At 64.2% G+C, this 19,744-nt stretch carries 20 protein-coding genes; 13 read left to right on the top strand and 7 right to left on the bottom strand.

The window, feature by feature from the left end; all coding sequences use genetic code 11:
* Positions 1-5 precede the first annotated feature (5 nt).
* From AC0QTX_RS00825 to AC0QTX_RS00815, 3 genes are all read right to left on the bottom strand, one after another.
* Positions 6-1,646 (bottom strand): acyl-CoA synthetase, encoded by a 1,641-nt coding sequence (locus AC0QTX_RS00825; protein ID WP_474601915.1) that lies wholly within the window; start codon positions 1,644-1,646, stop codon positions 6-8.
* A 78-nt stretch (positions 1,647-1,724) separates the two neighbouring features.
* Positions 1,725-2,390 (bottom strand): bifunctional 4-hydroxy-2-oxoglutarate aldolase/2-dehydro-3-deoxy-phosphogluconate aldolase, encoded by a 666-nt coding sequence (gene eda / locus AC0QTX_RS00820; protein ID WP_474601914.1) that lies wholly within the window; start codon positions 2,388-2,390, stop codon positions 1,725-1,727.
* 39 nt (positions 2,391-2,429) lie between these two features.
* Positions 2,430-3,332, bottom strand: a complete 903-nt coding sequence (locus tag AC0QTX_RS00815; protein ID WP_474601913.1) for a sugar kinase — start codon at positions 3,330-3,332, stop codon at positions 2,430-2,432.
* Positions 3,333-3,752: 420 nt separating this feature from the next.
* Here AC0QTX_RS00815 and AC0QTX_RS00810 point away from each other — a divergent pair, with 420 nt between their 5' ends.
* Both AC0QTX_RS00810 and AC0QTX_RS00805 read left to right on the top strand, forming a co-directional pair.
* Positions 3,753-4,232 carry an HU family DNA-binding protein gene (locus tag AC0QTX_RS00810; protein ID WP_474601912.1) on the top strand — a complete coding sequence of 160 codons (480 nt, stop codon included), beginning with the start codon at positions 3,753-3,755 and terminating at the stop codon, positions 4,230-4,232.
* 198 nt (positions 4,233-4,430) lie between these two features.
* On the top strand, positions 4,431-5,180 hold the full coding sequence (locus AC0QTX_RS00805; RefSeq protein WP_474601911.1) for an extensin-like domain-containing protein: 750 nt from the start codon (positions 4,431-4,433) through the stop codon (positions 5,178-5,180).
* Positions 5,181-5,208: 28 nt separating this feature from the next.
* On the opposite strand, the gene AC0QTX_RS00800 is transcribed toward AC0QTX_RS00805, so the two are convergent.
* On the bottom strand, positions 5,209-5,448 hold the full coding sequence (locus AC0QTX_RS00800; RefSeq protein ID WP_474601910.1) for a hypothetical protein: 240 nt from the start codon (positions 5,446-5,448) through the stop codon (positions 5,209-5,211).
* Positions 5,449-5,737: 289 nt separating this feature from the next.
* On the opposite strand from AC0QTX_RS00800, the gene AC0QTX_RS00795 reads away from it, so the two are divergent.
* Positions 5,738-6,565, top strand: a complete 828-nt coding sequence (locus tag AC0QTX_RS00795) for a DUF1194 domain-containing protein (RefSeq protein WP_474601909.1) — start codon at positions 5,738-5,740, stop codon at positions 6,563-6,565.
* Positions 6,566-6,626: 61 nt separating this feature from the next.
* Here AC0QTX_RS00795 and AC0QTX_RS00790 read toward each other — a convergent pair whose 3' ends face one another.
* The 3 genes from AC0QTX_RS00790 to AC0QTX_RS00780 all read right to left on the bottom strand — a co-directional run bounded on the left by AC0QTX_RS00790 (position 6,627) and on the right by AC0QTX_RS00780 (position 10,277).
* Entirely contained in the window at positions 6,627-7,838 is a 1,212-nt protein-coding gene (locus AC0QTX_RS00790; RefSeq protein ID WP_474601908.1) for an extracellular catalytic domain type 1 short-chain-length polyhydroxyalkanoate depolymerase, read from the bottom strand.
* 212 nt (positions 7,839-8,050) lie between these two features.
* On the bottom strand, positions 8,051-9,916 hold the full coding sequence (locus AC0QTX_RS00785) for a DEAD/DEAH box helicase (RefSeq protein ID WP_474601907.1): 1,866 nt from the start codon (positions 9,914-9,916) through the stop codon (positions 8,051-8,053).
* Positions 9,917-9,968: 52 nt separating this feature from the next.
* Positions 9,969-10,277, bottom strand: a complete 309-nt coding sequence (locus AC0QTX_RS00780; protein WP_474601906.1) for a hypothetical protein — start codon at positions 10,275-10,277, stop codon at positions 9,969-9,971.
* Between the two features lie 163 nt (positions 10,278-10,440).
* Between AC0QTX_RS00780 and AC0QTX_RS00775 the strand changes: the two genes are divergently transcribed.
* The 10 genes from AC0QTX_RS00775 to modC all read left to right on the top strand — a co-directional run bounded on the left by AC0QTX_RS00775 (position 10,441) and on the right by modC (position 19,676).
* Positions 10,441-11,316 carry a hypothetical protein gene (locus tag AC0QTX_RS00775; protein ID WP_474601905.1) on the top strand — a complete coding sequence of 292 codons (876 nt, stop codon included), beginning with the start codon at positions 10,441-10,443 and terminating at the stop codon, positions 11,314-11,316.
* Positions 11,317-11,394: 78 nt separating this feature from the next.
* Positions 11,395-12,645 carry an extracellular solute-binding protein gene (locus AC0QTX_RS00770; RefSeq protein ID WP_474601904.1) on the top strand — a complete coding sequence of 417 codons (1,251 nt, stop codon included), beginning with the start codon at positions 11,395-11,397 and terminating at the stop codon, positions 12,643-12,645.
* A gap of 217 nt (positions 12,646-12,862) precedes the next feature.
* Positions 12,863-13,795: a carbohydrate ABC transporter permease gene (locus AC0QTX_RS00765; RefSeq protein ID WP_474601903.1), complete on the top strand. Its 933-nt coding sequence runs from the start codon at positions 12,863-12,865 to the stop codon at positions 13,793-13,795.
* Complete coding sequence (locus AC0QTX_RS00760; protein ID WP_329796966.1) at positions 13,792-14,646, top strand: carbohydrate ABC transporter permease; 855 nt, start codon at positions 13,792-13,794, stop codon at positions 14,644-14,646. The genes AC0QTX_RS00765 and AC0QTX_RS00760 overlap by 4 nt, the downstream gene beginning before the upstream one ends.
* A 1-nt stretch (position 14,647) precedes the next feature.
* Entirely contained in the window at positions 14,648-15,316 is a 669-nt protein-coding gene (locus tag AC0QTX_RS00755) for an N-acetylmannosamine-6-phosphate 2-epimerase (protein ID WP_474601902.1), read from the top strand.
* A 94-nt stretch (positions 15,317-15,410) separates the two neighbouring features.
* Complete coding sequence (gene msrP, locus AC0QTX_RS00750) at positions 15,411-16,355, top strand: protein-methionine-sulfoxide reductase catalytic subunit MsrP (RefSeq protein WP_474601901.1); 945 nt, start codon at positions 15,411-15,413, stop codon at positions 16,353-16,355.
* Positions 16,355-16,996, top strand: a complete 642-nt coding sequence (msrQ, locus tag AC0QTX_RS00745) for a protein-methionine-sulfoxide reductase heme-binding subunit MsrQ (RefSeq protein ID WP_474601900.1) — start codon at positions 16,355-16,357, stop codon at positions 16,994-16,996. The genes msrP and msrQ overlap by 1 nt, the downstream gene beginning before the upstream one ends.
* 51 nt (positions 16,997-17,047) lie before the next feature.
* Entirely contained in the window at positions 17,048-17,878 is an 831-nt protein-coding gene (gene modA / locus AC0QTX_RS00740) for a molybdate ABC transporter substrate-binding protein (protein WP_474601899.1), read from the top strand.
* On the top strand, positions 17,878-18,570 hold the full coding sequence (gene modB, locus AC0QTX_RS00735) for a molybdate ABC transporter permease subunit (RefSeq protein WP_474601898.1): 693 nt from the start codon (positions 17,878-17,880) through the stop codon (positions 18,568-18,570). The genes modA and modB overlap by 1 nt, the downstream gene beginning before the upstream one ends.
* Positions 18,570-19,676 (top strand): molybdenum ABC transporter ATP-binding protein, encoded by a 1,107-nt coding sequence (gene modC / locus AC0QTX_RS00730; RefSeq protein ID WP_474601897.1) that lies wholly within the window; start codon positions 18,570-18,572, stop codon positions 19,674-19,676. The genes modB and modC overlap by 1 nt, the downstream gene beginning before the upstream one ends.
* Positions 19,677-19,744: the final 68 nt, after the last annotated feature.

The raw sequence follows: 19,744 nt of genomic DNA, 5'->3' as shown, positions 1-19,744 counted from the left end.
CTCCGTCAGCCAGCGTCCTTGTAGGCCCGCGCCATCTCGCGCAGCTGGAACTTCTGGATCTTGCCCGTGGACGTCTTGGGCAGCTCCGTGAAGATCACCGTGCGCGGGCACTTGTAGGACGCGAGGTTCTGGCGGCACCAGGCGACGATGTCCTCGGCCGGAACGGATTGGTCGGGCTTCAGCTCCACGAAGGCGCAGGGCGTCTCGCCCCACTTCTCGTCAGGCATGGCAACGACAGCGGCAGCCTGAATGGACGGGTGCTTGTAGAGGACATCCTCGACCTCGATGGAGGAGATGTTCTCTCCGCCGGAGATGATGATGTCCTTCGAGCGGTCCTTCAGCTGCACGTAGCCGTCCGGGTACTTCACGCCGAGATCGCCGGAATGGAACCAGCCGCCTTCGAACGCCTTGGCGGTGCCGGCCGGATTCTTGAGGTAGCCTTTCATGACCACATTGCCGCGGAACATCACCTCGCCCAGCGTCTGGCCGTCCGCAGGCACCGACTGCATGGTCTCGGGATCAAGCACGTCGAGGGCTTCCAGCACCGGATAGCGCACACCCTGACGCGCCTTCTTCGCTGCATAGTCGCTCGAGTCGAGCTCGTCCCACTCCTGGTGCCACTCGTTGACGACCGCAGGGCCGTAGACTTCGGTCAGCCCATAGAGATGGGTGACGTCGAAGCCTGCGGTCTTCATGGCCGCGAGCACGGCCTCCGGCGGCGGGGCCGCGGCCGTCATGAACTTCACCGTGTGCGGCACGGGCCGCTTCTCGGCGGCGGAAGCGTTGAGCAGCGTCGACATGACGATGGGCGCACCGCAAAGATGCGTGACCTTGTGGTCGGCCAGCGCATCGTACATGGGCTTGGCCCGCACGGCGCGCAGGCAGACATGGGTTCCCGCCACGATGGAGAGCGACCAGGGAAAGCACCAGCCGTTGCAGTGGAACATGGGCAGGGTCCACAGATAGACCGGGTGCTGGCCCATGCCGCTGGTGATGATGTTGCCCATGGCGAGCAGGTAGGCGCCGCGATGGTGATAGACGACGCCCTTCGGGTCGCCCGTGGTGCCGGAGGTGTAGTTCAGGGTGATGGCGTCCCATTCGTTCTGCGGCAGGCTCCAGGCGAAGCTCGGATCGCCCTCGCTCAGGAGCTCCTCGTACTCCATGGCGCCGAGACGCTCGCCCGCGCCGGTGAATTCCGGATCGTCGTAGTCGATCACCAGAGGCTTGACCGAACTCATCTCGAGGGCCGCCTTGACGGTGGCCGAGAACTCCCGATCCGTGATCAGAACCTTGGCTTCGCTGTGCTCCAGGGAGAAGGCGATGATCTTCGCATCGAGGCGGGTGTTGAGGGTGTTGAGCACGGCGCCTGCCATCGGCACGCCATAGTGGCATTCGAGCATGGCCGGCGTATTCGGCAGCATCACCGACACCGTGTCGCCCCGCCCGATGCCGCGCTGGGCCAAGGCTGAGGCGAGGCGCCGCGCCCGCGCATAGAGATCGCGATAGGTGCGCTTCAAGGGGCCGTGGACGACCGCAATCCGATCCGGATGCACGCCCGCCGCCCGCTCCAGGAAGCTGAGGGGCGTCAGCGGCTGATAATTCGCCGGGTTCTTGTCGAGATGGGTGTCGTAGATGCTCGGAGCCACGTCTGATCCTCCCCTTGACGGCGAGTATCGCCATGGGGGAGGGGCCTGACAATCCTACAAAATGTCAGGAACGGGGGCTCACGCGTTTGCTGAGGTCACCGCCTTTTTCGCTTTCGCGGTGATCTCATCCCAGGCCTGAGCCCGGATATCCGACGGCGGGCAGATCCAGGAGCCGCCGATGGCAACGACATTCGGCAGAGCAAGCCAGTCCTTGACGTTCTTCTCATCGATGCCGCCCGTGGGGCAGAAGCGCGCCTGCGGGAAGGGACCGGCGAGTGCCTTCAGGGCGGGAATGCCGCCTGCTGCAACGGCGGGAAAGAATTTGACCGTCTGAAAGCCATGGGACAGTGCCGCCATGAGTTCGGACGCGGTGGCAATGCCGGGGATGAACGGCATCTCGCTCCGCGACGCTGCATCGAGCAGCTCCGGCGTGGCACCGGGGCTCAGGGCATAGCGGGCGCCGAGCGCCTGGGCCCGCTCCAGATCCTTCGGCGTCAGGACCGTGCCGATGCCGACGATGGCGTCCGGCACATCTCGGATGATGGCTGCCGCCGCATCGGCCGCAGCCGGCGTGCGCAGGGTGATCTCGAGGAGGCGCAGCCCGCCCGCCACGAGGGCGCGCGCGAGAGGAACCGCATCCTCGACCCGCTCGAGGGTGATGACCGGGACCACGGGGCCGGAGCGGAGCAGGTCGGCAAGCTGCCGATCGCGGGTGTCGGCAAGAGCTGACAGATCTTGGGTCATCCGAGGAACTCCTTGAGCGATGTGTTCATGCAGGGTGTCTTACTGTTGAGACATCGCGTCGCGAGGAATGATCGCGCCGCGATACCGCACCACCTGGCCGGCAAGGCGATGCCCAGCCTTTGCTGCCGCTTCAGGGCTTTCCCCGAGGAGGCGGGCGTGGAGATAGGCAGCCGCGAAGCTGTCGCCGGCTGCGGTGGTGTCGACCACGTGGTCAGCAGGTGTGCCCGGAACGACGATCTCCTTGCCCTCCGACGCAACCCGGCACGTCAGGTCCGGATATTTGAGCACGATCTCCGCACGATCCGAGAAGGCCAGCACTTCATCGGCCCCGGCGCTTCCAAACAGCAGCTCCAGGTCTTCCGTTGAAGCAAGAACGATATCGGCCCATTCGAAGGCCTGCCGGAAGGCTTTTCGGGCCATCTCCCCATCATGCCATCCGCGCGGGCGGAAGTTGGTGTCGAAGGCCACGCGCTTTCCAGCCGAGCGCACCTCGCGCAGGACGTCGAACAGGCGCCCGCGTCCTTCATCCCCATAAAGCGACAGGGAGATGCCCGAGAAATAGACGAGGTCGTAAGTGGCCAGGGAGGCAATGATCGTGTGGGCTTCCGGAACCTGGAAGAGCAGGCGAGCGGCCGCGGTCTCGCGCCAGTAGGAGAAGCGGCGCTCGCCTTTGGGATCGGTTTGAATGATGTAGAGGCCGGGCAGACGACCGGTCAGGCGCAGCACGCGGCCCGTGCCGACGCCCTCCGCCTTCCACGCGGCGATGAGCTCATCACTCCAGCTGTCGTCTCCAAGGGCGGTGATGTAATCCGCCTGCGAGCCGAGGCGGGCGAGATAGACGGCCGTGTTGAGGGTGTCGCCGCCGAAGCTGCGCGACAGCCTCCCGTCAGCCTCCTCCCGAAGCTCGATCATGCATTCTCCGATGCAGGCGACCCTTGTCATGCTTTCACCGTGGCGTTTCTCTGTCCCGCTAGGGAATATGATGGGACGATGCGCTTTGTCGATCCGAATGTTGCAGTCATTCGCGCGGCGCGCCGAACAAGCGGGATCGAGGTGCTCGTCAATGCCTGGAGTCATCGTGGGGATCGTTCAACCTCGTTTTCATGCTCAGGACAGGTTGCAGACTGATTCTCCCCTGGCCTGATCCCTGCCGGCACTCATCCGCAGTCGAACGGCATCAGCCGTGCAAGAAAGCTGTTCCCGTCAATGAAGGGCAGCATTCAGGCAGTCGGTGACGAGATATGGGCAAGTATCCCTCGACTATTGTGCGTAAAACGTACTTTGCCACTTTAATTCCTGGCTGAACGCGCTAATGAGGATCTGCTGTCTTATGCATTCACCGTCGAAAACAAGGAGTTCCTGATGGCCAAGACTGCAACCAAGGTTTCCTCCAAGAAGGCCCCGGCCAAGAAGGCTGCGGCGCCGAAGGCTGCAGCAAAGGCAACGTCGAAGACCGCAAAGGCACCCGCCAAGGCTGCCGGCAAGGCGGCTGCGACCAAGGCTGCGAGCAAGACTTCGAAGGCATCCGTGAAGAAGACCGCGAAGGCTTCTGCCGCATCGGCTTCCCCGATCCTGACGCTGCGCAACATCGCCGACCGTCTGTCCGAGATGCACGAGCTTCCCAAGCGCCAGGCCAACGAGATGTTGAACCAGGTGGTCGAGATGATCGCCAAGAGCCTGAAGAAGGGCGACAAGATCCGCCTGTCCGGCCTCGGAATCCTGCAGGTGCGCAAGCGCGCCGCCCGCATGGGCCGCAATCCCCAGACCGGCGAGCCCGTGAAGATCAAGGCTTCGAAGAAGATCGCCTTCCGCGCGGCCAAGGATCTGAAGGACGCCATCTGAGCGAGCGCGATGGGTCGGAGGAGAGCTCCTTCGGCCGCAGCAGACGCCAACCGTCTACCGAAGCAAGGCAGGAAACTGCCTTGCTTTTTTCTTATCTCGTCCGGGAGCCCATGTCCTGCCTGCTCCGGGCGTTGTTCAGGGCAGCGTCACACGGAGTGTACGGGTGGACCCGGAGCGCGATAGCCCTAGAACAGGAGGGTGCATGATGATCGCCCTCAACAGCAGCGCCGCTCCAGTGTCGTGCGGATCATCCTCGTCCGTCTGGCCATTGCTCTCGTGCTCGGGCTTGCCGTCGCGTCGGGATTGGCCTGGGGTGGTTTTCTCAGCATTCCGAGCAGGCTCAATCCGTTCACGCCTTTGAAGATCGCGGACGACGTCAATTGGCTGACCCGATTGAAACTCTCCCGTCTCGAGCGCGATGGCAGGCAGTGTCTGGCTGTGCTGGACGAGTCGCCGGTTACGCACAGATCCGTGCCGGATCGTGCATCGGAGGCGGGCTGCGGGCTGTCGAACGCCGTTGAGGTGTCCCGGTCCGCCGTCGGATTGAGCGAGCGTTTCACGGCCACCTGTGCGCTTGCAGTGGCTTGGGCCCTGTTCGAACAGCATGTTCTGCTGCCGGCCGCCCGCGAGCACCTCGGACAGGAGATTGCGAGGGTCACGCATTTCGGCACCTATGCCTGCCGGAACATCAATCACCGGGCCGGCGGGCGACGCAGTGAACATGCTACTGCCAATGCCATCGATATCGCCGGCTTTGTTCTTGCGAACGGACAGCAGATCACGGTGAAGGGCGACTGGACTGGAGGCGATCCACGTCAGGAGGCATTCTTGCGCGCGCTGAGGGATGGTGCTTGCCGCTTCTTCGATGTGGTGCTCAGTCCCGATTACAACGAGGCTCACCACGATCACTTCCACTTCGATATGGGGTCTTATCGAGCCTGCCGGTGAAGAACCACTTGGCCAGGAGCCAAGCGGATCAGTTCATCGCGTAGCTGGGAGCTTCACCCATCTGAGCCGCCTTGGCAGCCAGGAGAAGGGCTTCGCCGAGTTCGCGGGCATGCTCAGGGGTCATGGCCACCGGCATCTGACGGCGGATGCCCTGCTCGTATTCCTCAGGCGTTGCGGCAAGCTCAATCACCATCATCGCGTCGCGGCCGTCGAGCGTGCCGACGGAGAAGCTGGTGAGTGCGCCGATCAGGTCCATATCCGGCTTCATTTCTAGCCCCTTGCGTAACGTGATCGAACCTTACCGAACTACCCGATCCCTGTCTGCTCTGCGTATAGAGAGTGGATTTTGTTACGTTTGGGCCGTCCTGGGCGATCTCTTTGAATCTGTGTCTTTTTCAGCCTGCCACGGTCCTTTTCGCGCCTGCGATGGCCGCAGAGCCAGTATCGTCTGCCCGCCTGTTTTATGGCCGCTCCGCGTATCAAATGCCCGGTTTGCGCGTTGACAGGCGCAGCCTTGGCAGCGGTCGACGGATCGAGAGCCGGGAGCGGAGGTGGTCATGGCGAACAGGCTCCTGAGTACTCTCGCGTTTTTCCTCCTGGCTGGTGAAGTTCTTGCGGCCGGACCCACAACTGCCGAAGCAGAGCTCGATGTTGCTCTCGTCATTGCGGTTGATGTCTCCTCGTCCATGGAGGGTGAGGAGCAGGGCCTGCAGCGCGAGGGTTTCGTGGAGGCGTTCCGGTCCTCGCTCGTGCACGAGGCCATCGCAAACGGCCTGCATGGCCGCATCGCCGTCACATATGTGGAATGGTCGGGCGTGAAGGATCAGCGCGTTCTCGTGCCGTGGACCATCATCGACAGTCCCGAGAAGGCGACTTCATTCGCCAACCATCTCTCCTACCAGCCCATTCGCCAGGCCGGAATGACATCGATCTCCGGCATCATCGATCACAGCCACACGCTCTTCGAGCAGCTGGGCGGGGCTCCGATCCGCCGTGTCGTCGACGTGTCCGGGGATGGTCCCAACAACGATGGCCGCCACGTCACCTATGCACGGGACGAGGCCGTCGCGGACGGCATCGTGATCAATGGTCTGCCGATCATGTTCAGGCGAGCGTCAGGCAGCACGGAACTGCAGGATCTCGATCTCTACTTCAAGGAATGCGTGATCGGCGGCGTCGGCTCATTCGTTCTGCCGCTGCACGACCCCGAACAATTCGCCATGGTCATCCGCACGAAGATCATGCGTGAGATTGCAGGGAAAGATGATGCCGCCCCCCGCATCATCCCGGCGCAGGCCGGCATGCCGAGCATGAACTGCGTGACTGGCGAGAGGCGCAAGAAGGAAGACCTCCTGAGTCAGGAGAGGAAGCCATACAGGAAGTGAAAAGGGCCAGGCATCGGGTGATGATGCCTGGCCCCTCGCGCATTCGCCGCAGCAAGGCGGCCTACTTCATGAGACCTGCCGCCCTGAGAGCCTTCGTGATCACCGAGCCCACATCCATATGCGGCGCGCTCGAGCCTGGCCCGTCCTGTCGCGGCCTGCGTGTGTCGCTTCGTGCTGCCCATTCATCCGCTGTGGGGCGCTCGTCGGCCACCATCGCGGGTGCGTTGCGTCGAACGGGTTCCGGTGTGGTGCGGATCCGCGAGACGTCATCAGCCTGTTCGGTCAGCCCCCAGAACTCTGCGATTCGGTAGCTCGATGAAATGCCCACATCGAGAAGGAACGGACCGGCTGCTCCATAGCTGTTCTCATCGTCGCCTGTAGCGAGCGGCGTGCCATGCGCCATGCCGGTGATGACATATTCCTCGATCACGTCGTCACCGGATGGGCTCGTCCAGACGCGGTGCGGATAGCCGTCGACGGTTTCACTGAAGCTGGGGCTCGACTTGAGGCCGTGGACATCCGTCCATTGCTTGATGATCTCGCCTGCGTTCGTCGGCTTCACGGTGGTATCGGCGCTGCCGTGCCACACGGAGACCTTGGGCCACGGTCCCCTGTGGGATGAGGCGCCGCGGACGAGGTCGCCCCATTCCTGAGCCGATCGGGTCTGGCCCTGGAACATGCATTCGAAAGCCTCGGGAACGCTGGTGGCGCAGCGATAGGGAAGACCGGCGATGATCGCGCCGGCCGCGAACACGTCCGGATAGGTGGCGAGCATGGTCGCCGTCATGGCTCCGCCGGCCGAAAGCCCGGTGACGAAGACACGGCTGCGGTCCACATCGTGCTGCTTGATCGCATGCTCCACCATCTGGCGGATCGAATGGGCTTCGCCCTTGTCGCGGTCGATGTCTTGCGCCTGAAACCAGTTGAAGCAGCGCTTCGGATTATTCGCGTCCTGCTGCTCGGCATAGAGAACGACGAAGCCGTAGCGATCCGCCAGGGCCGACCAGCCGGAGCCATGGTCATAGCCGGCTGCCGTCTGCGTGCAGCCATGCAGGACGACCACGAGGGCCGGAGTGGCAGAGACGCCCTCCGGCACATGGGTCAACATGCGCAGATTGCCCGGATTCGAGCCGAAACCGACGATCTCGGTCAGGCGGCTCGTCATGGTCGAGCTTTCGAAGGAAGCCGCCGCTGCCTTGGAGGCATTCATATTGGTTTCCCACTGGCGCCGGTGACGCGCCAGTTGCTGAATCATCTGACCTAAGCGTTGCATTATCGTTTGGCCCTTCCGGGTAAGACAGGATCTGAAGCTAACGCTGATATGGTGGTTATGTTGCAATGCACAATAGATATGGTGCAACGCAAAAACCTAATCCGTCAGCCTCCTGCCGTTGCCGTCCAGCCTAACCCGGAGACGCAGAGTTCAATCCTGGGCCAGAAGCAGTTCAGGCCGCGACATGATCATGTCCCGGCCTGTCGCTTTGATCAGGAGCGCTTCTCGGACGAGCGCTTCTTCTCCTTAGGCTTCTTGAAATCCTTCGGACCTTTGCTGGCCGGTGGTCCCTTGCGTGCGGGTTGAGCGTCTCGCTCCTTGGGGCCATGGCTCTTCGGCCCATTGCCCTTCGGTCCGCTCCAGGGCTTCGCCTCGCGCGGCTTGCCGGGTCCTGCCTTACCGAGGCTCGGCTTGCCGGGCCCGGCATCGGCCGGTTCGATGCGGATGTCCTCGTCGTTGGTCTTGCGGACGGCAGAGGCGAATTTCGAAGCCTGGGATTTCACGATCTCGAATTTCGTCTCCCGGTCGAAGATCTTGATCGAGCCGATCTCCTTCTTGGTCACGTGGCCGAGGCGGCAGATGATCGGCAGCAGCCAGCGGGGATCCGCGTTGTTGCGGCGGCCGACGCTCATGCGGAACCACACCATGTCCTCGGATGACCGCTCGAAGCCGCCCTCGGACGAATCCCTGCCTCGTTCCCTCGGGCCGCGGCTGCGCTCGTCGGTCCGCTCGCGCTTGTCCTTGCGCTGGCGCGGCTCGCGGTCGGAGCCCGCGTCGACGATCTCCTCAGGCGCCGGCAGGCGGGCGCGGTGGAACTTCACCAGGGCATTGGCGATCTCCTCGGCCGAGCGCTCGGCGAGAAGCGCCCTGGCCATGCCGAGGTCCTCGTCCGTCGCCTCCTCGGCGAAGATCGGGTCCTGCATCAGGCGCTCGCGATCCTTCAGGCGGATCTCGTCGGCCGAGGGCGCGCCGGCCCAGGTGACATCGACGCGAGCCATGTCGATCAGCCGCTCGGCCTTGCGGCGGCGGGTATAGGGCACGAGCATCACGCAAGTACCCTTGCGGCCGGCGCGGCCCGTGCGGCCGCTGCGGTGAAGAAGGGTCTCGTGGTCGTTCGGCAGGTCGAAATGGATCACGAGGCCCAGGTCCGGCAAGTCGATGCCGCGGGCCGCCACGTCGGTGGCCACGCAGACGCGGGCACGCCCGTCCCGCAGGGACTGCAGGGCATTGCTGCGCTCGTTCTGGGTCAGCTCGCCCGAAATGGCGACGGCCGCGAAGCCGCGCTCGATCAGGCTCGCATGGAGGTGCCGCACGGCCTCGCGGGTATGGCAGAACACCATGGCGCCGCGGCTCTCGTAGAAGCGCAGCACGTTGACGACCGCATGCTCGACCTCGTTGGGCGCGATCCTGAGGGCGCGATACTCGATGTCCCCATGGGGTTCGTTCTCGACCAGGGTGTCGATGCGGTGCGCCTCGCGCTGGTAGCGCCGCGCAAGGGCCACGATGTTCTTCGGCAGGGTGGCCGAGAACAGGAGCGTGCGGCGCTCCTCCGGCGTGGCGTCGAGGATGAACTCCAGATCCTCCCGGAAGCCGAGATCCAGCATCTCGTCGGCCTCGTCGAGCACGACGACGCGCATCTTGGAGGTGTCGAGGCGCCCGCGCTCCAGGTGGTCGCGCAGGCGGCCCGGGGTGCCGACCACGATATGGCAGCCGTCGGCGAGCGCCCGCTGCTCCCGGCGCACATCCATGCCGCCGACGCAGGAGACGACCCGCGCACCGGCCGGACCGTAGAGCCAGATGAGTTCCCGGTTCACCTGGAGCGCGAGCTCACGGGTGGGGGCGATGATCAGGGCGAGGGGCTCGCGCGGGGCTTCGAAGCGCTCGGCGTCGCCCAGCAGGGTGGAAGCCATCGCGAGCCCATAGGCGACCGTCTTGCCGGAGCCCGTCTGGGCGGAGACGAGGAGATCCCGATCGACAGCCTCCGGCTGCAGCACGGCGGCCTGGACGGGGGTCGGGTCGTTGTAGCCTTTGTCGGCCAGGGCACGGTCGAGGCTGGGATTGGACTTGGGGAAAGGCATGGAATGGGCTGAACCGTTTCAAGAGGAGCCCTCAAGGCTCCGGTAAGGATGATCAGCCGGAGGCAGCGGCGTCGTCTATTTCGTCGATGGACACCAGGAACACGACATCGATATCGAGGTCGTCATCATCGTCTTCGTCGCCCTCGTCCTCTTCGTCCAAGGCCTCATAGAAGGCATCGATCTCGTCTTCCGATGCGGGCCGTGTCGTCAAGGCAGCTGAGCCGTCCCAGAGGGAGCGGCCCTCGCTCTTAAACGACTTCAGGTCATCTTTAAAGCTCTCGCTGAGAAAGAGTTCGCGGGCTTGGCTCTCGTCCGCGTTCGTCACGGCAACCGCCTTGCCGGCTATTTCCAGGGTGACCATGGCTCATCCTTTGCCGCTGCAATGGGATCCACGTCACTAACGCTCAAGCCACGGATTCGATCAAACCGATCCTGCGTAAGCCTTTCCGGCTCTTCAGGAAGGGTGTGAACAGCCCTTGAGACCAGTATGGACATGGGGCAACCAATATGAGACCAGTTAGGCCGTGAACGTGACTGGCTCCACCCCCTGCTTCCGGTCCTTGGACCGGCTTTCCCTGACCGGCACCCGCTTCAACGAGGACGGGGCCGGTCTGCGCGGCCGTTTCGCCTGGATCATCGATGGAGCCACTGGTCTCTCCGCTGACCAACTGACCTCCGGGGGCAGCGATGCCGCCTGGCTCGCCACCCTGATCGACAGGCGCTTGACTGCCCTGTCCGGAGCGGAAGCCGCCGATAGGCTGCTGCGGCGGCTGGAGGACGATGTGCGATCGGCCTTCGGGGAAGAGACCGCGCATGTTTCGGAAGTCGTCGACCATCATACGCCCTCTGCGTGCCTCGGCCTGGTCGAGGTGATCCCAGAGGAGGGTGGGGTCCTCACGCTCCAGGGACGGTTCCTCGGTGATGTGATCGCTCTCGTGCCGTCAGAGCATGGGATCATCCGCTGGAGCGACGAGCGGGCAAAGCCTTTCGAGGGGAAGACCCTGGCGGCCCTCGGTGCCCAGGAGCATGAGCCGGGGCAGATTCCCGAAGCCGTGCGGCGCCAGATTGTGGAGAACCGCACCCGGCTGAACCAACAGGATGGCTATTGGGTGGTGAACCCGCGGCGGCCCTGGGCCGGCCAGGAGCTGCGGTTCGAGACGAAGGTGAGACTGGGCGCGCCTATCGTGCTCGCCACCGACGGCTTCATGCGCCTCGTGGATGTGTTCGGGATCTACTCCGACGGCGAGCTCCATGACCAGCTCGCCGCGGGGAGAGGGCGGGATCTGATGGAGGAATTGCGGGACAGGGAGCAGAGCGACCGCATGGCAGGCGCTTATCCCCGTGTTAAAACCCACGATGACGCAACCTTTCTCGTCATTGCAGCCGAGCAATCGGGCTGAACGAGTTCCGCAAGGTCTGTTCGAAGAGCGGGCCCTGCGGTGGGAGGAAAAAGGACTTCAACAATGAGGGAAACGACAATGAAACTGACCCGACGCATTCTGATGGGCGCTGCCGCCGGCAGCCTCCTGTTCTCGTCCGGCGCCGCCATGGCCCAGCAGACCGAGCTGACCTTCTGGAGCTGGCGCCAGGAAGACCGGGCCTTCTATCAGGACACCATCAAGAAGTTCCAGGCGAAGGAACCCGGCATCACGGTCAAGTTCGAGACCTATGCGCCTGAGAACTACCAGACGATCCTCTCCACGGCGCTCGCCGCCGGCCGCGGCCCGGACGTGATCCAGGTGCGCGCCTACGGCAACCTGGAGACGATCGCGACCCCGGGCTACCTGCTCGCCCTCGACCAGCAGAACGTTCCGGAGCTGGCGAACTTCCCCGAACCGGCGCTCGCGGCCGAGACCCTGCGCGCCGACGGCAAGGTCTATGCCGTGCCCTTCGCCATGCAGGCCCAGCTCGTGGTCTACAACAAGAAGATCTTCACGGATAACGGCGTGAACCCGCCGAAGACTTGGGACGAGCTGATGACCCTCGCCCAGGCCCTGAAGGCCAAGAACATCACGCCGTTCGCCAACGGCACGGCCACCGCCTGGCAGAACGAGACCATCGTCGGCGGCCTGCTGTCGTCCATGATGGGCAAGCAGTTCGAGGCCGATATCGTCGCCGGCAAGGCGAACTTCACCGATCCGCGCTTCGTCGGCGCGCTCGCCAAGCTGAAGGACGTGAGCCAGTACTTCTCGCCGAACTTCACCGGCGTCGACTATCCGTCCTCGCAGCAGCTCTTCGTGGCTGGCCGTGCGGCCATGTTCGCGGGCGGTTCCTACGAGGTGGCGAACTTCAAGAACCAGAACCCGACCCTCGATCTCGGCGTGTTCCCGGCTCCCGTCCTGAAGGCCGGCGATCAGCACCTGATCGCCACCTATTACGATGGTGGCTATGCGGTGAACGCCAAGACCGAGAAGAAGGACGCGGCGCTCAAGTTCGTGCGCTTCCTCGCCACGCCGGAATACGGCACGGCCTTCACCAATACGCTCAAGAACCTGTCGCCGATCAAGGGCATCAAGATCGAGGATGCGATCACCCAGGAGGTGGCGAAGCTCGCCGAGAACTCCATGTCGTACCTGATGCTCGTACGCTTCCGCTATCAGGAGCCGAGCGGCTCGGTGCTGCTGCAGTCGAACGTGCAGAAGATGCTCGCCGGCCAGCAGACCCCGGAGCAGGCCGCGGCCGAGATCAACAAGGGCATCGCGACCTACTACAAGCCGTTCCAGAAGTAAGCTTGTGACACAGGGGCGGCGGGCTCACCCGTTCGCCGCCCCTTGAGTTCTGACAAACGTATCCAAAAGCCCTCATCCTGAGGAGGACCGTCAGGTCCGTCTCGAAGGATCGGGGCGTCTCCAGTGCCCGCTGGAGCCTCCATCGAGACGCAGCCTGAAGGCTGCTCCTCAGGATGAAGGCGGTGTTTGTTGCGAACGTTGAAAAGGTTTTGAGTGGATGCTCGTCTCGCGCAAACAGGCCCCGTCGCTGAAGCGGCAATTATGGGTGGCGTTTCTCGTCGTTCCGCCCATCGTGTTCATGTCGCTGTTCGTGGTCTATCCGATCCTATCGGCCTTCGCCTATGCCTTCTATGACTGGCAGGGGCTGGCGCGCGGCGAGTTCGTGGGCCTGAAGAATTTCAAGGAAGTGCTGTTCGGCGCCACCATGGCGCCCGTGGTGTGGAACGCCTTCCTGCACAATGTCTATGCGCTGGTTGCGCTAATGATCATCCAGAACGGCGGCGGTTTCGTCCTCGCCTGGCTGCTCTACAAGGAGCCCTTCGGCTTCCGCTTCCACCGGATCGCCGTATTCGTTCCGGTGGTGCTCTCAACCATCATTGTGGGCTTTCTCTGGAAACTCTTCCTCAATCCGAATTTCGGCATCATCAATCAGGCTCTCTATTCGCTGGGCCTGGATTCTTTAGCCAAGCCCTGGCTCGGAGACTCATCGACGGCCCTGGGCGCGCTCATCCTCGCCAATGCCTGGCACTTCGTGGGCTTCCCGACCCTCGTCTATCTTGCCGGCATGCAGCGCATTCCCCCTGAGATCATAGAGGCGGCGCGGCTCGACGGCACCAATGAGTGGCAGTTGTTGAAGAACATCGTGTGGCCCCTGGTGGCGCCGAGCACCACCATTCTGTTCACGCTGCTCTTCATCGGCGCGTTCAACTGGTTCGAGATCCCGTACGTGATGGTGGGCCTCGACGGCTCGCCCTTCGGCACCACGGACGTGCTGGGTCTTGTCTTCTACCGCACGGCCTTCGGCAACCAGAGCGCCAGCATCCAGAACTTCGGGTTGGGCTCGGCGCTCGCCACGCTCCTGTTCCTCTTCATCGTCGTCTTCGCGTCCATGCTGACCCTGTGGCTGCGCCGTCGGGAGATCCAGTTTTGACCGCCATTGCGTCCGATACCCGCGCCTCGCGCCAGCCGATCTCCTTCGCGCTGCTGGCGCAGGTCATCCTGATCGCCAACTCCTTCATCATGCTCTATCCGGTCGTGGTGATGGTGCTCTCCGCCTTCAAGACCACGGGCGAAATCTTCGAGCATCCCTTCGCGCTGCCCGATTTCACGCAAGTGGGGAACTTCGCCAAGGTGCTCGGCGAAACCGCGATGCCGACCTACTTTATGAACTCGATCCTGGTGACGGGCACGTCGGTTCTCCTCATCCTCGTGCTCGGCACCATGGCGGGCTATGCGGTGGCGCGCTACGAGTCGCGCACCAACACCTTCATCCTGCTGTTCTTCCTCGCGGGCCTGATGCTGCCCCTGAAGCTCGCCGTCATTCCGCTCTTCATCCTGCTGCGCGATCTCGGCCTCCTCGACAGCCGCTGGAGCCTGATCGTCACCTATACGGCCATCGGCCTGCCGTCCGCCGTCTTCATCATGGCGGGGTTTCTGCGCACGCTGCCGTCGGAGCTTGAGGATGCGGCCCGCATCGACGGCGCCTCGGAGCCCCGGATCATGTGGTCCGTGATGCTGCCGCTGGCCCGCCCGCCCATGGCCATCGCGGCGATCCAGAACGCGGTGCCGATCTGGAACGACTTCTTCTTCCCGCTGGTCTTCATCCAGACCGACGCGCGCAAAACCCTGCCGCAGGGGCTCACCACCTTCATGGGCGAGTACACCACCGACTGGGGCATGCTGTTCGCCGGCCTCACCATCGCGGCGGCGCCCATCACGCTCCTCTACATCGCCCTCTCGCGCCAGTTCATTCAGGGCATGACGGCCGGCGCGGTGAAGTAGCATGCTGATCCCGAAGGGCGCGCTCGTCGTCTCCTGTCAGGCGCGAGCCGACAATCCGCTCCACGGGCCGCTCCACATGGCCGCCATGGCACAGGCGGCGGAGGCGGGGGGCGCGAGGGGCATACGCGCCAACGGCGCAGACGATATTGCAGCGATCCGCGCCGTGACGGCGCTCCCGATCATCGGCATCGCCAAGGTCTGGGACGACCGCTTCCCGGTCTACATCACGCCGGGCTTCGCGCAGGCTGCCGAGATCGCCAGGGCCGGTGCCGACATCATCGGGCTCGATGCCACTCCGCGCCACCGCGATGGTGAGCCCGTGGAGCATCTCATCGGGCGGATCCGCGGGGAACTCAACAAAGAGGTCTTTGCCGACATCGCCACGCTGGAGGAGGGAAGGGCGGCCCATGCCGCCGGCGCGACCTATGTGGCGACCACGCTCGCCGGCTACACGGAGGAGACGGCATCCCGCAAGACGGCTGGTCCCGATCTGGAACTCCTGTCCGCCCTTGTGGCCGAGCTGCCTGTGCCCGTCATAGCGGAAGGGCGCTTCGACACGCCCGACCTCGTTTCGGAAGCGTTCGAACGCGGGGCCCATGCGGTCGTGGTCGGCACCGCGATCACCAATCCGCGCGAGATCACGAGAAAGTTTGTTCGGGCAGCATCCTGAGCGCCCACAAGGCAAGTTTGTAACGGAAACGTGAGAGCATCTCTGGCGTTCTCGGGTGTACCCCTTCACAATGGGTTCCAACCGAGGTGATGCCGTGCTGATCCGCCGCCCTTCCGATATCCTGCCATCCGAGATCACGCCTCGTGAGGTCTACTTCAATCGCCGCCAGTGGATGGCCGGTGCCGCCGGGCTTTCCCTCGCGGCGGCGCTGCCGAGGGGCTCGGTGGCGGCCCCGCTGCCGGCGGTCAAGAGCCCGTTCTCGACCGACGAGAAGCTGACGAGCCGCGAGGACGTCACGAGCTACAACAACTTCTACGAGTTCGGCACCGGCAAGGACGACCCGGCCGCCAAGGCCAAGTCGTTGAAGACCTCGCCCTGGACCGTCAAGGTGGACGGCATGGTCGGCAAGCCCGCCGAGTTCGCCATCGAGGATTTGATCAAGTCCTCGGCGCTCGAGGAGCGCATCTACCGCATGCGCTGCGTCGAGGGCTGGTCCATGGTGATCCCCTGGGTGGGCTTCCCGCTGGCGGACCTCATCAAGCGTGTGGAGCCTCTTGGCAGCGCGAAGTACGTGGCCTTCGAGACGGCCTACCGGCCCGAGGAGATGCCGGGGATGGACTCCATCTTCCCTGTGCTTGAATGGCCTTATGTGGAGGGGCTGCGCCTGGACGAGGCCATGAACCCGCTGACCATCCTGGCGGTCGGGCTCTACGGGGAAACGCTGCCGAACCAGAACGGCGCGCCCATCCGCCTCGTGGTGCCGTGGAAATACGGCTTCAAGGGCATCAAGTCGATCACCCGCATCAGCTTCGTCGACAAGCAGCCGGCAACCGCCTGGAACAAGCAGGCACCCAGCGAATACGGCTTCTACGCCAACGTGAATCCGAGCGTGGACCATCCCCGCTGGAGCCAGGCGACCGAGCGGCGCATCGGCGAGGGCGGTCTGTTCGTGAAGCGCCGCCCGACCCTGATGTTCAACGGCTATGCCGAGCAGGTGGCGAGCCTCTATACGGGCATGGACCTGCGGAAGCTCTACTGATGGCCGGAAGAGCCACTGCGCCTGCCGCTAAGGGCTTCACCCTGCCTCAGGTGCCCAAGATCCTTGTCTACATCGTCGGCTTCATCCCGGCCGTGTGGCTGTTCTATGCCGGCATCATGGATCAGCTCGGCGCTGACCCCATGCGGTATCTGGAGCAGGCGCTCGGCCTCTGGGCATTGCGCTTCCTCATCGCGTCGCTGGCGGTCACCCCGCTGCGGCAGCTCTTCAACGTCAACCTGCTGCGCTACCGCCGGGCCATCGGGCTGCTGGCGTTCTATTATGCCGCCCTGCACCTCACCACCTATCTGGTGCTCGACCAGGGGCTCGACGTGGCGGCCATCGTGGCCGACATCGTCAAGCGGCCCTACATCACCATCGGCATGGCCACCTTCGTCATCCTGGTGCCGCTAGCCGCCACCTCCAACAATGCAGCGATCCGGCGCATGGGCGGGCAGGCCTGGGCCAAACTGCATAAGCTTGTCTATGTGGCGGCCGTCGGCGCGGTGCTCCACTACATCCTCGTGGTGAAGTCCTGGCCGACCGAGCCCCTGGTCTATGCGGCCATCGTGGCCGTGCTCCTCGGCTACCGGCTGTTTCGTTCCGTGGTGAAGAAGCCGTCGCCCCGGCGGCGCCCCGCTTGAAGAGCCCGCCCACTCGGCTAGGATGCGCCGGATAGCAGCAGGGCTTCTCCTTTGAGCAACAGGACCATCCAACGAACGAGCCTCATCGTCCGCGCAGCCGTGCGGACGCTCCTGGCAGGACTCGTGTGGGCAGGCCTTGCATTGCCGGCTGGAGCTTCGGCCAAGACCCGGGATGTGGTGGTCTTCGCTGCGGCCAGCCTGAAGAACGCGCTCGATGAGGCCGGCGCTGCCTGGACGCGCGACACCGGCAAGCGGGTCGTCATGTCCTACGCGGCGAGCAACGCGCTCGCCAAGCAGATCGAGTCCGGAGCGCCAGCCGACCTCTTCTTCTCCGCCGATCTCGATTGGATGGATTACGCGGCCGCCAAGGGGCTCATCAGAACCGAAAGCCGCGTCAGCCTCCTGGGCAATTCCCTCGTGCTCATTGCGCCGAAGAATGCGACGGTACAGGTGGAGCTCAAGCCCGGTCTCGATCTCGCAGGGATCCTCGGCGGCAATCGCCTGGCCATGGGCCATGTGGATGCGGTGCCGGCAGGCAAATACGGCAAGGCTGCGCTCGAACATCTCGGCGCGTGGGCGGGCGTGAAGGACAGGGTCGCCCAGACGGAGAACGTGCGGGCCGCGCTCCTGCTCGTCTCGCGCGGCGAGGCGCCCCTCGGGATCGTCTACAGGACCGATGCCGCATCCGATCCGAACGTGACGATCGTTGCCACCTTTCCGGAAGGCAGCCATCCACCGATCACCTATCCGGCGGCATTGACGAAGGACTCGAGCCATCCTGATGCTCAGCCCTTCCTCGCCTTCCTGCGCTCGGATAGAGCCAGACCGTTCTTCGAGAAGCAGGGTTTCACCCTGTTGACCAGGGCGGGCTCGGGCTCGTGATGGAGGGGCTTTCTCCGGAAGAATGGACGGCGGTTCGCCTCAGCTTGAAAGTCGCCTTCGTGGCGATGATTGCAAGCCTTGTTCCGGGGCTCGCCATCGCCTTCCTGCTGGAGCGCGGGCGCTTCTGGGGGCGGCAGGCCCTCGATGTGCTCGTGCACCTGCCGCTGGTTCTGCCGCCTGTTGTCGTCGGCTGGTTCCTGCTCATCGGCTTCGGGCGCCGCGGACCCGTCGGGGCGTTTCTCGCCGAGCAGTTCGGCATCGTGTTCTCGTTTCGCTGGACGGGCGCGGCGCTCGCCTGCGCCATCATGGGTTTTCCCCTGCTGGTGCGCGCCATCCGGTTGTCCATCGCGGCTGTGGACCGAAAGCTCGAAGATGCGGCCGGCACCCTCGGTGCGCATCCCGCCTGGGTGTTCGGCATGGTGACCCTGCCGCTCATCCTTCCCGGAATCATCGCCGGCATGGTGCTGTCCTTTGCCAAGGCCATGGGAGAGTTCGGCGCGACGATCACCTTCGTGTCCAGCATCCCCGGCGAGACGCAGACCGTCCCGTCTGCGATCTACGCCTACACCCAGGTGCCGGGAGGCGAGGGCGGCGCGATGCGGCTGACGCTTGTGTCCATCGTCATCTCCATCGGAGCGCTCTGGTTGTCCGAGTGGCTGGCGCGGCGGGTGCGTCGAAGGGTTCATGCCTGATGATCCTCGACGTCGACATCCGACATGACCAGGGCGATTTCGCCTTACAGGCGCGCTTCCAGTCCGATGGGAAGCTTACGGCTTTGTTCGGTCCGTCCGGTTCAGGCAAGACCACGGTGGTGAATGCGATCAGCGGGCTCGTGCGGCCGGAACATGGCCGCATCGCCGTGCAGGGGCGGATCCTGTTGGATACGGGGAAGAACGTCTTCGAGCCGAAGCACAGACGGCGGATCGGTTATGTCTTCCAGGAGGGGCGGCTCTTTCCGCATCTCAATGTGCGGAACAACCTGGTCTTCGGCCGCTGGTTCACGCCGAAAGGCGAGAGAAAGGCGAGCTTCGATCATGTGGTGGACCTTCTCGGCATCGGCCACCTGCTCGACCGCCGCCCGTCGACCCTGTCCGGCGGCGAGAAGCAGCGCGTGGCCATCGGCCGTGCGCTGCTCGCCGATCCCCAGCTCCTGCTGATGGACGAGCCGCTTGCCTCCCTCGACGAGGCGCGCAAGGCCGAGATCTATCCTTATCTCGAGCGCCTGCGGGACGAGGGCGGCGTGCCCATCGTTCTCGTCAGCCATTCGGTCGCCGAGATCGCGCGCCTGGCCACATCCGTCGTCGTTCTCTCCGAGGGGCGGGTCGTCGCGTCGGGACCCGCCGCTGACGTGCTGCGGCACACGAGCTTCTTCGAGCAGGGCGGCCTCACCGAAGCCGGCGCGCTGATCGAAGCTCGCGTGTGGAGGCATGACGAGCGGCATGAGCTCACGGAGCTGCAGGCCCGAGCCGGCGCATTGATCGTCCCCCGTCTTCCGCATCTGATCGGCACGAGCCTGCGGGTGCGTCTTCGCGCCCGCGACATCATCCTGTCGCTGACGGCGCCCCACGGCCTGAGCGCCTTGAACGTGCTGCCGGGCTTCATTTCCTCGATCGATGATGCCGAGGGGGCGAGCGTGGACGTGCAGCTCGATTGCGGCGGCGACCCTGTCGTGGCCCGCGTGACCCGCAAATCGGTGGAGGAGCTTGGCCTCAAGCCCGGTCTCCCGGTTCACGCCATCATCAAGAGCATCGCCTTCGACCAGGGAGCCCTTGGCGTCGCCGGGCTGGAGAATATCTGAGACCCGGGCCCGTTGAGGTTGCATGAGCGGCAAGGCCGTGTAGCCTCTCCAACCATCCTTTTCAGTCC

It is taken from the genome of Microvirga sp. jy35 (assembly GCF_056148915.1).
The sequence above is the reverse complement of the archived record's forward strand: the minus strand, read 5'-3'. Positions and strand labels throughout refer to the sequence as shown.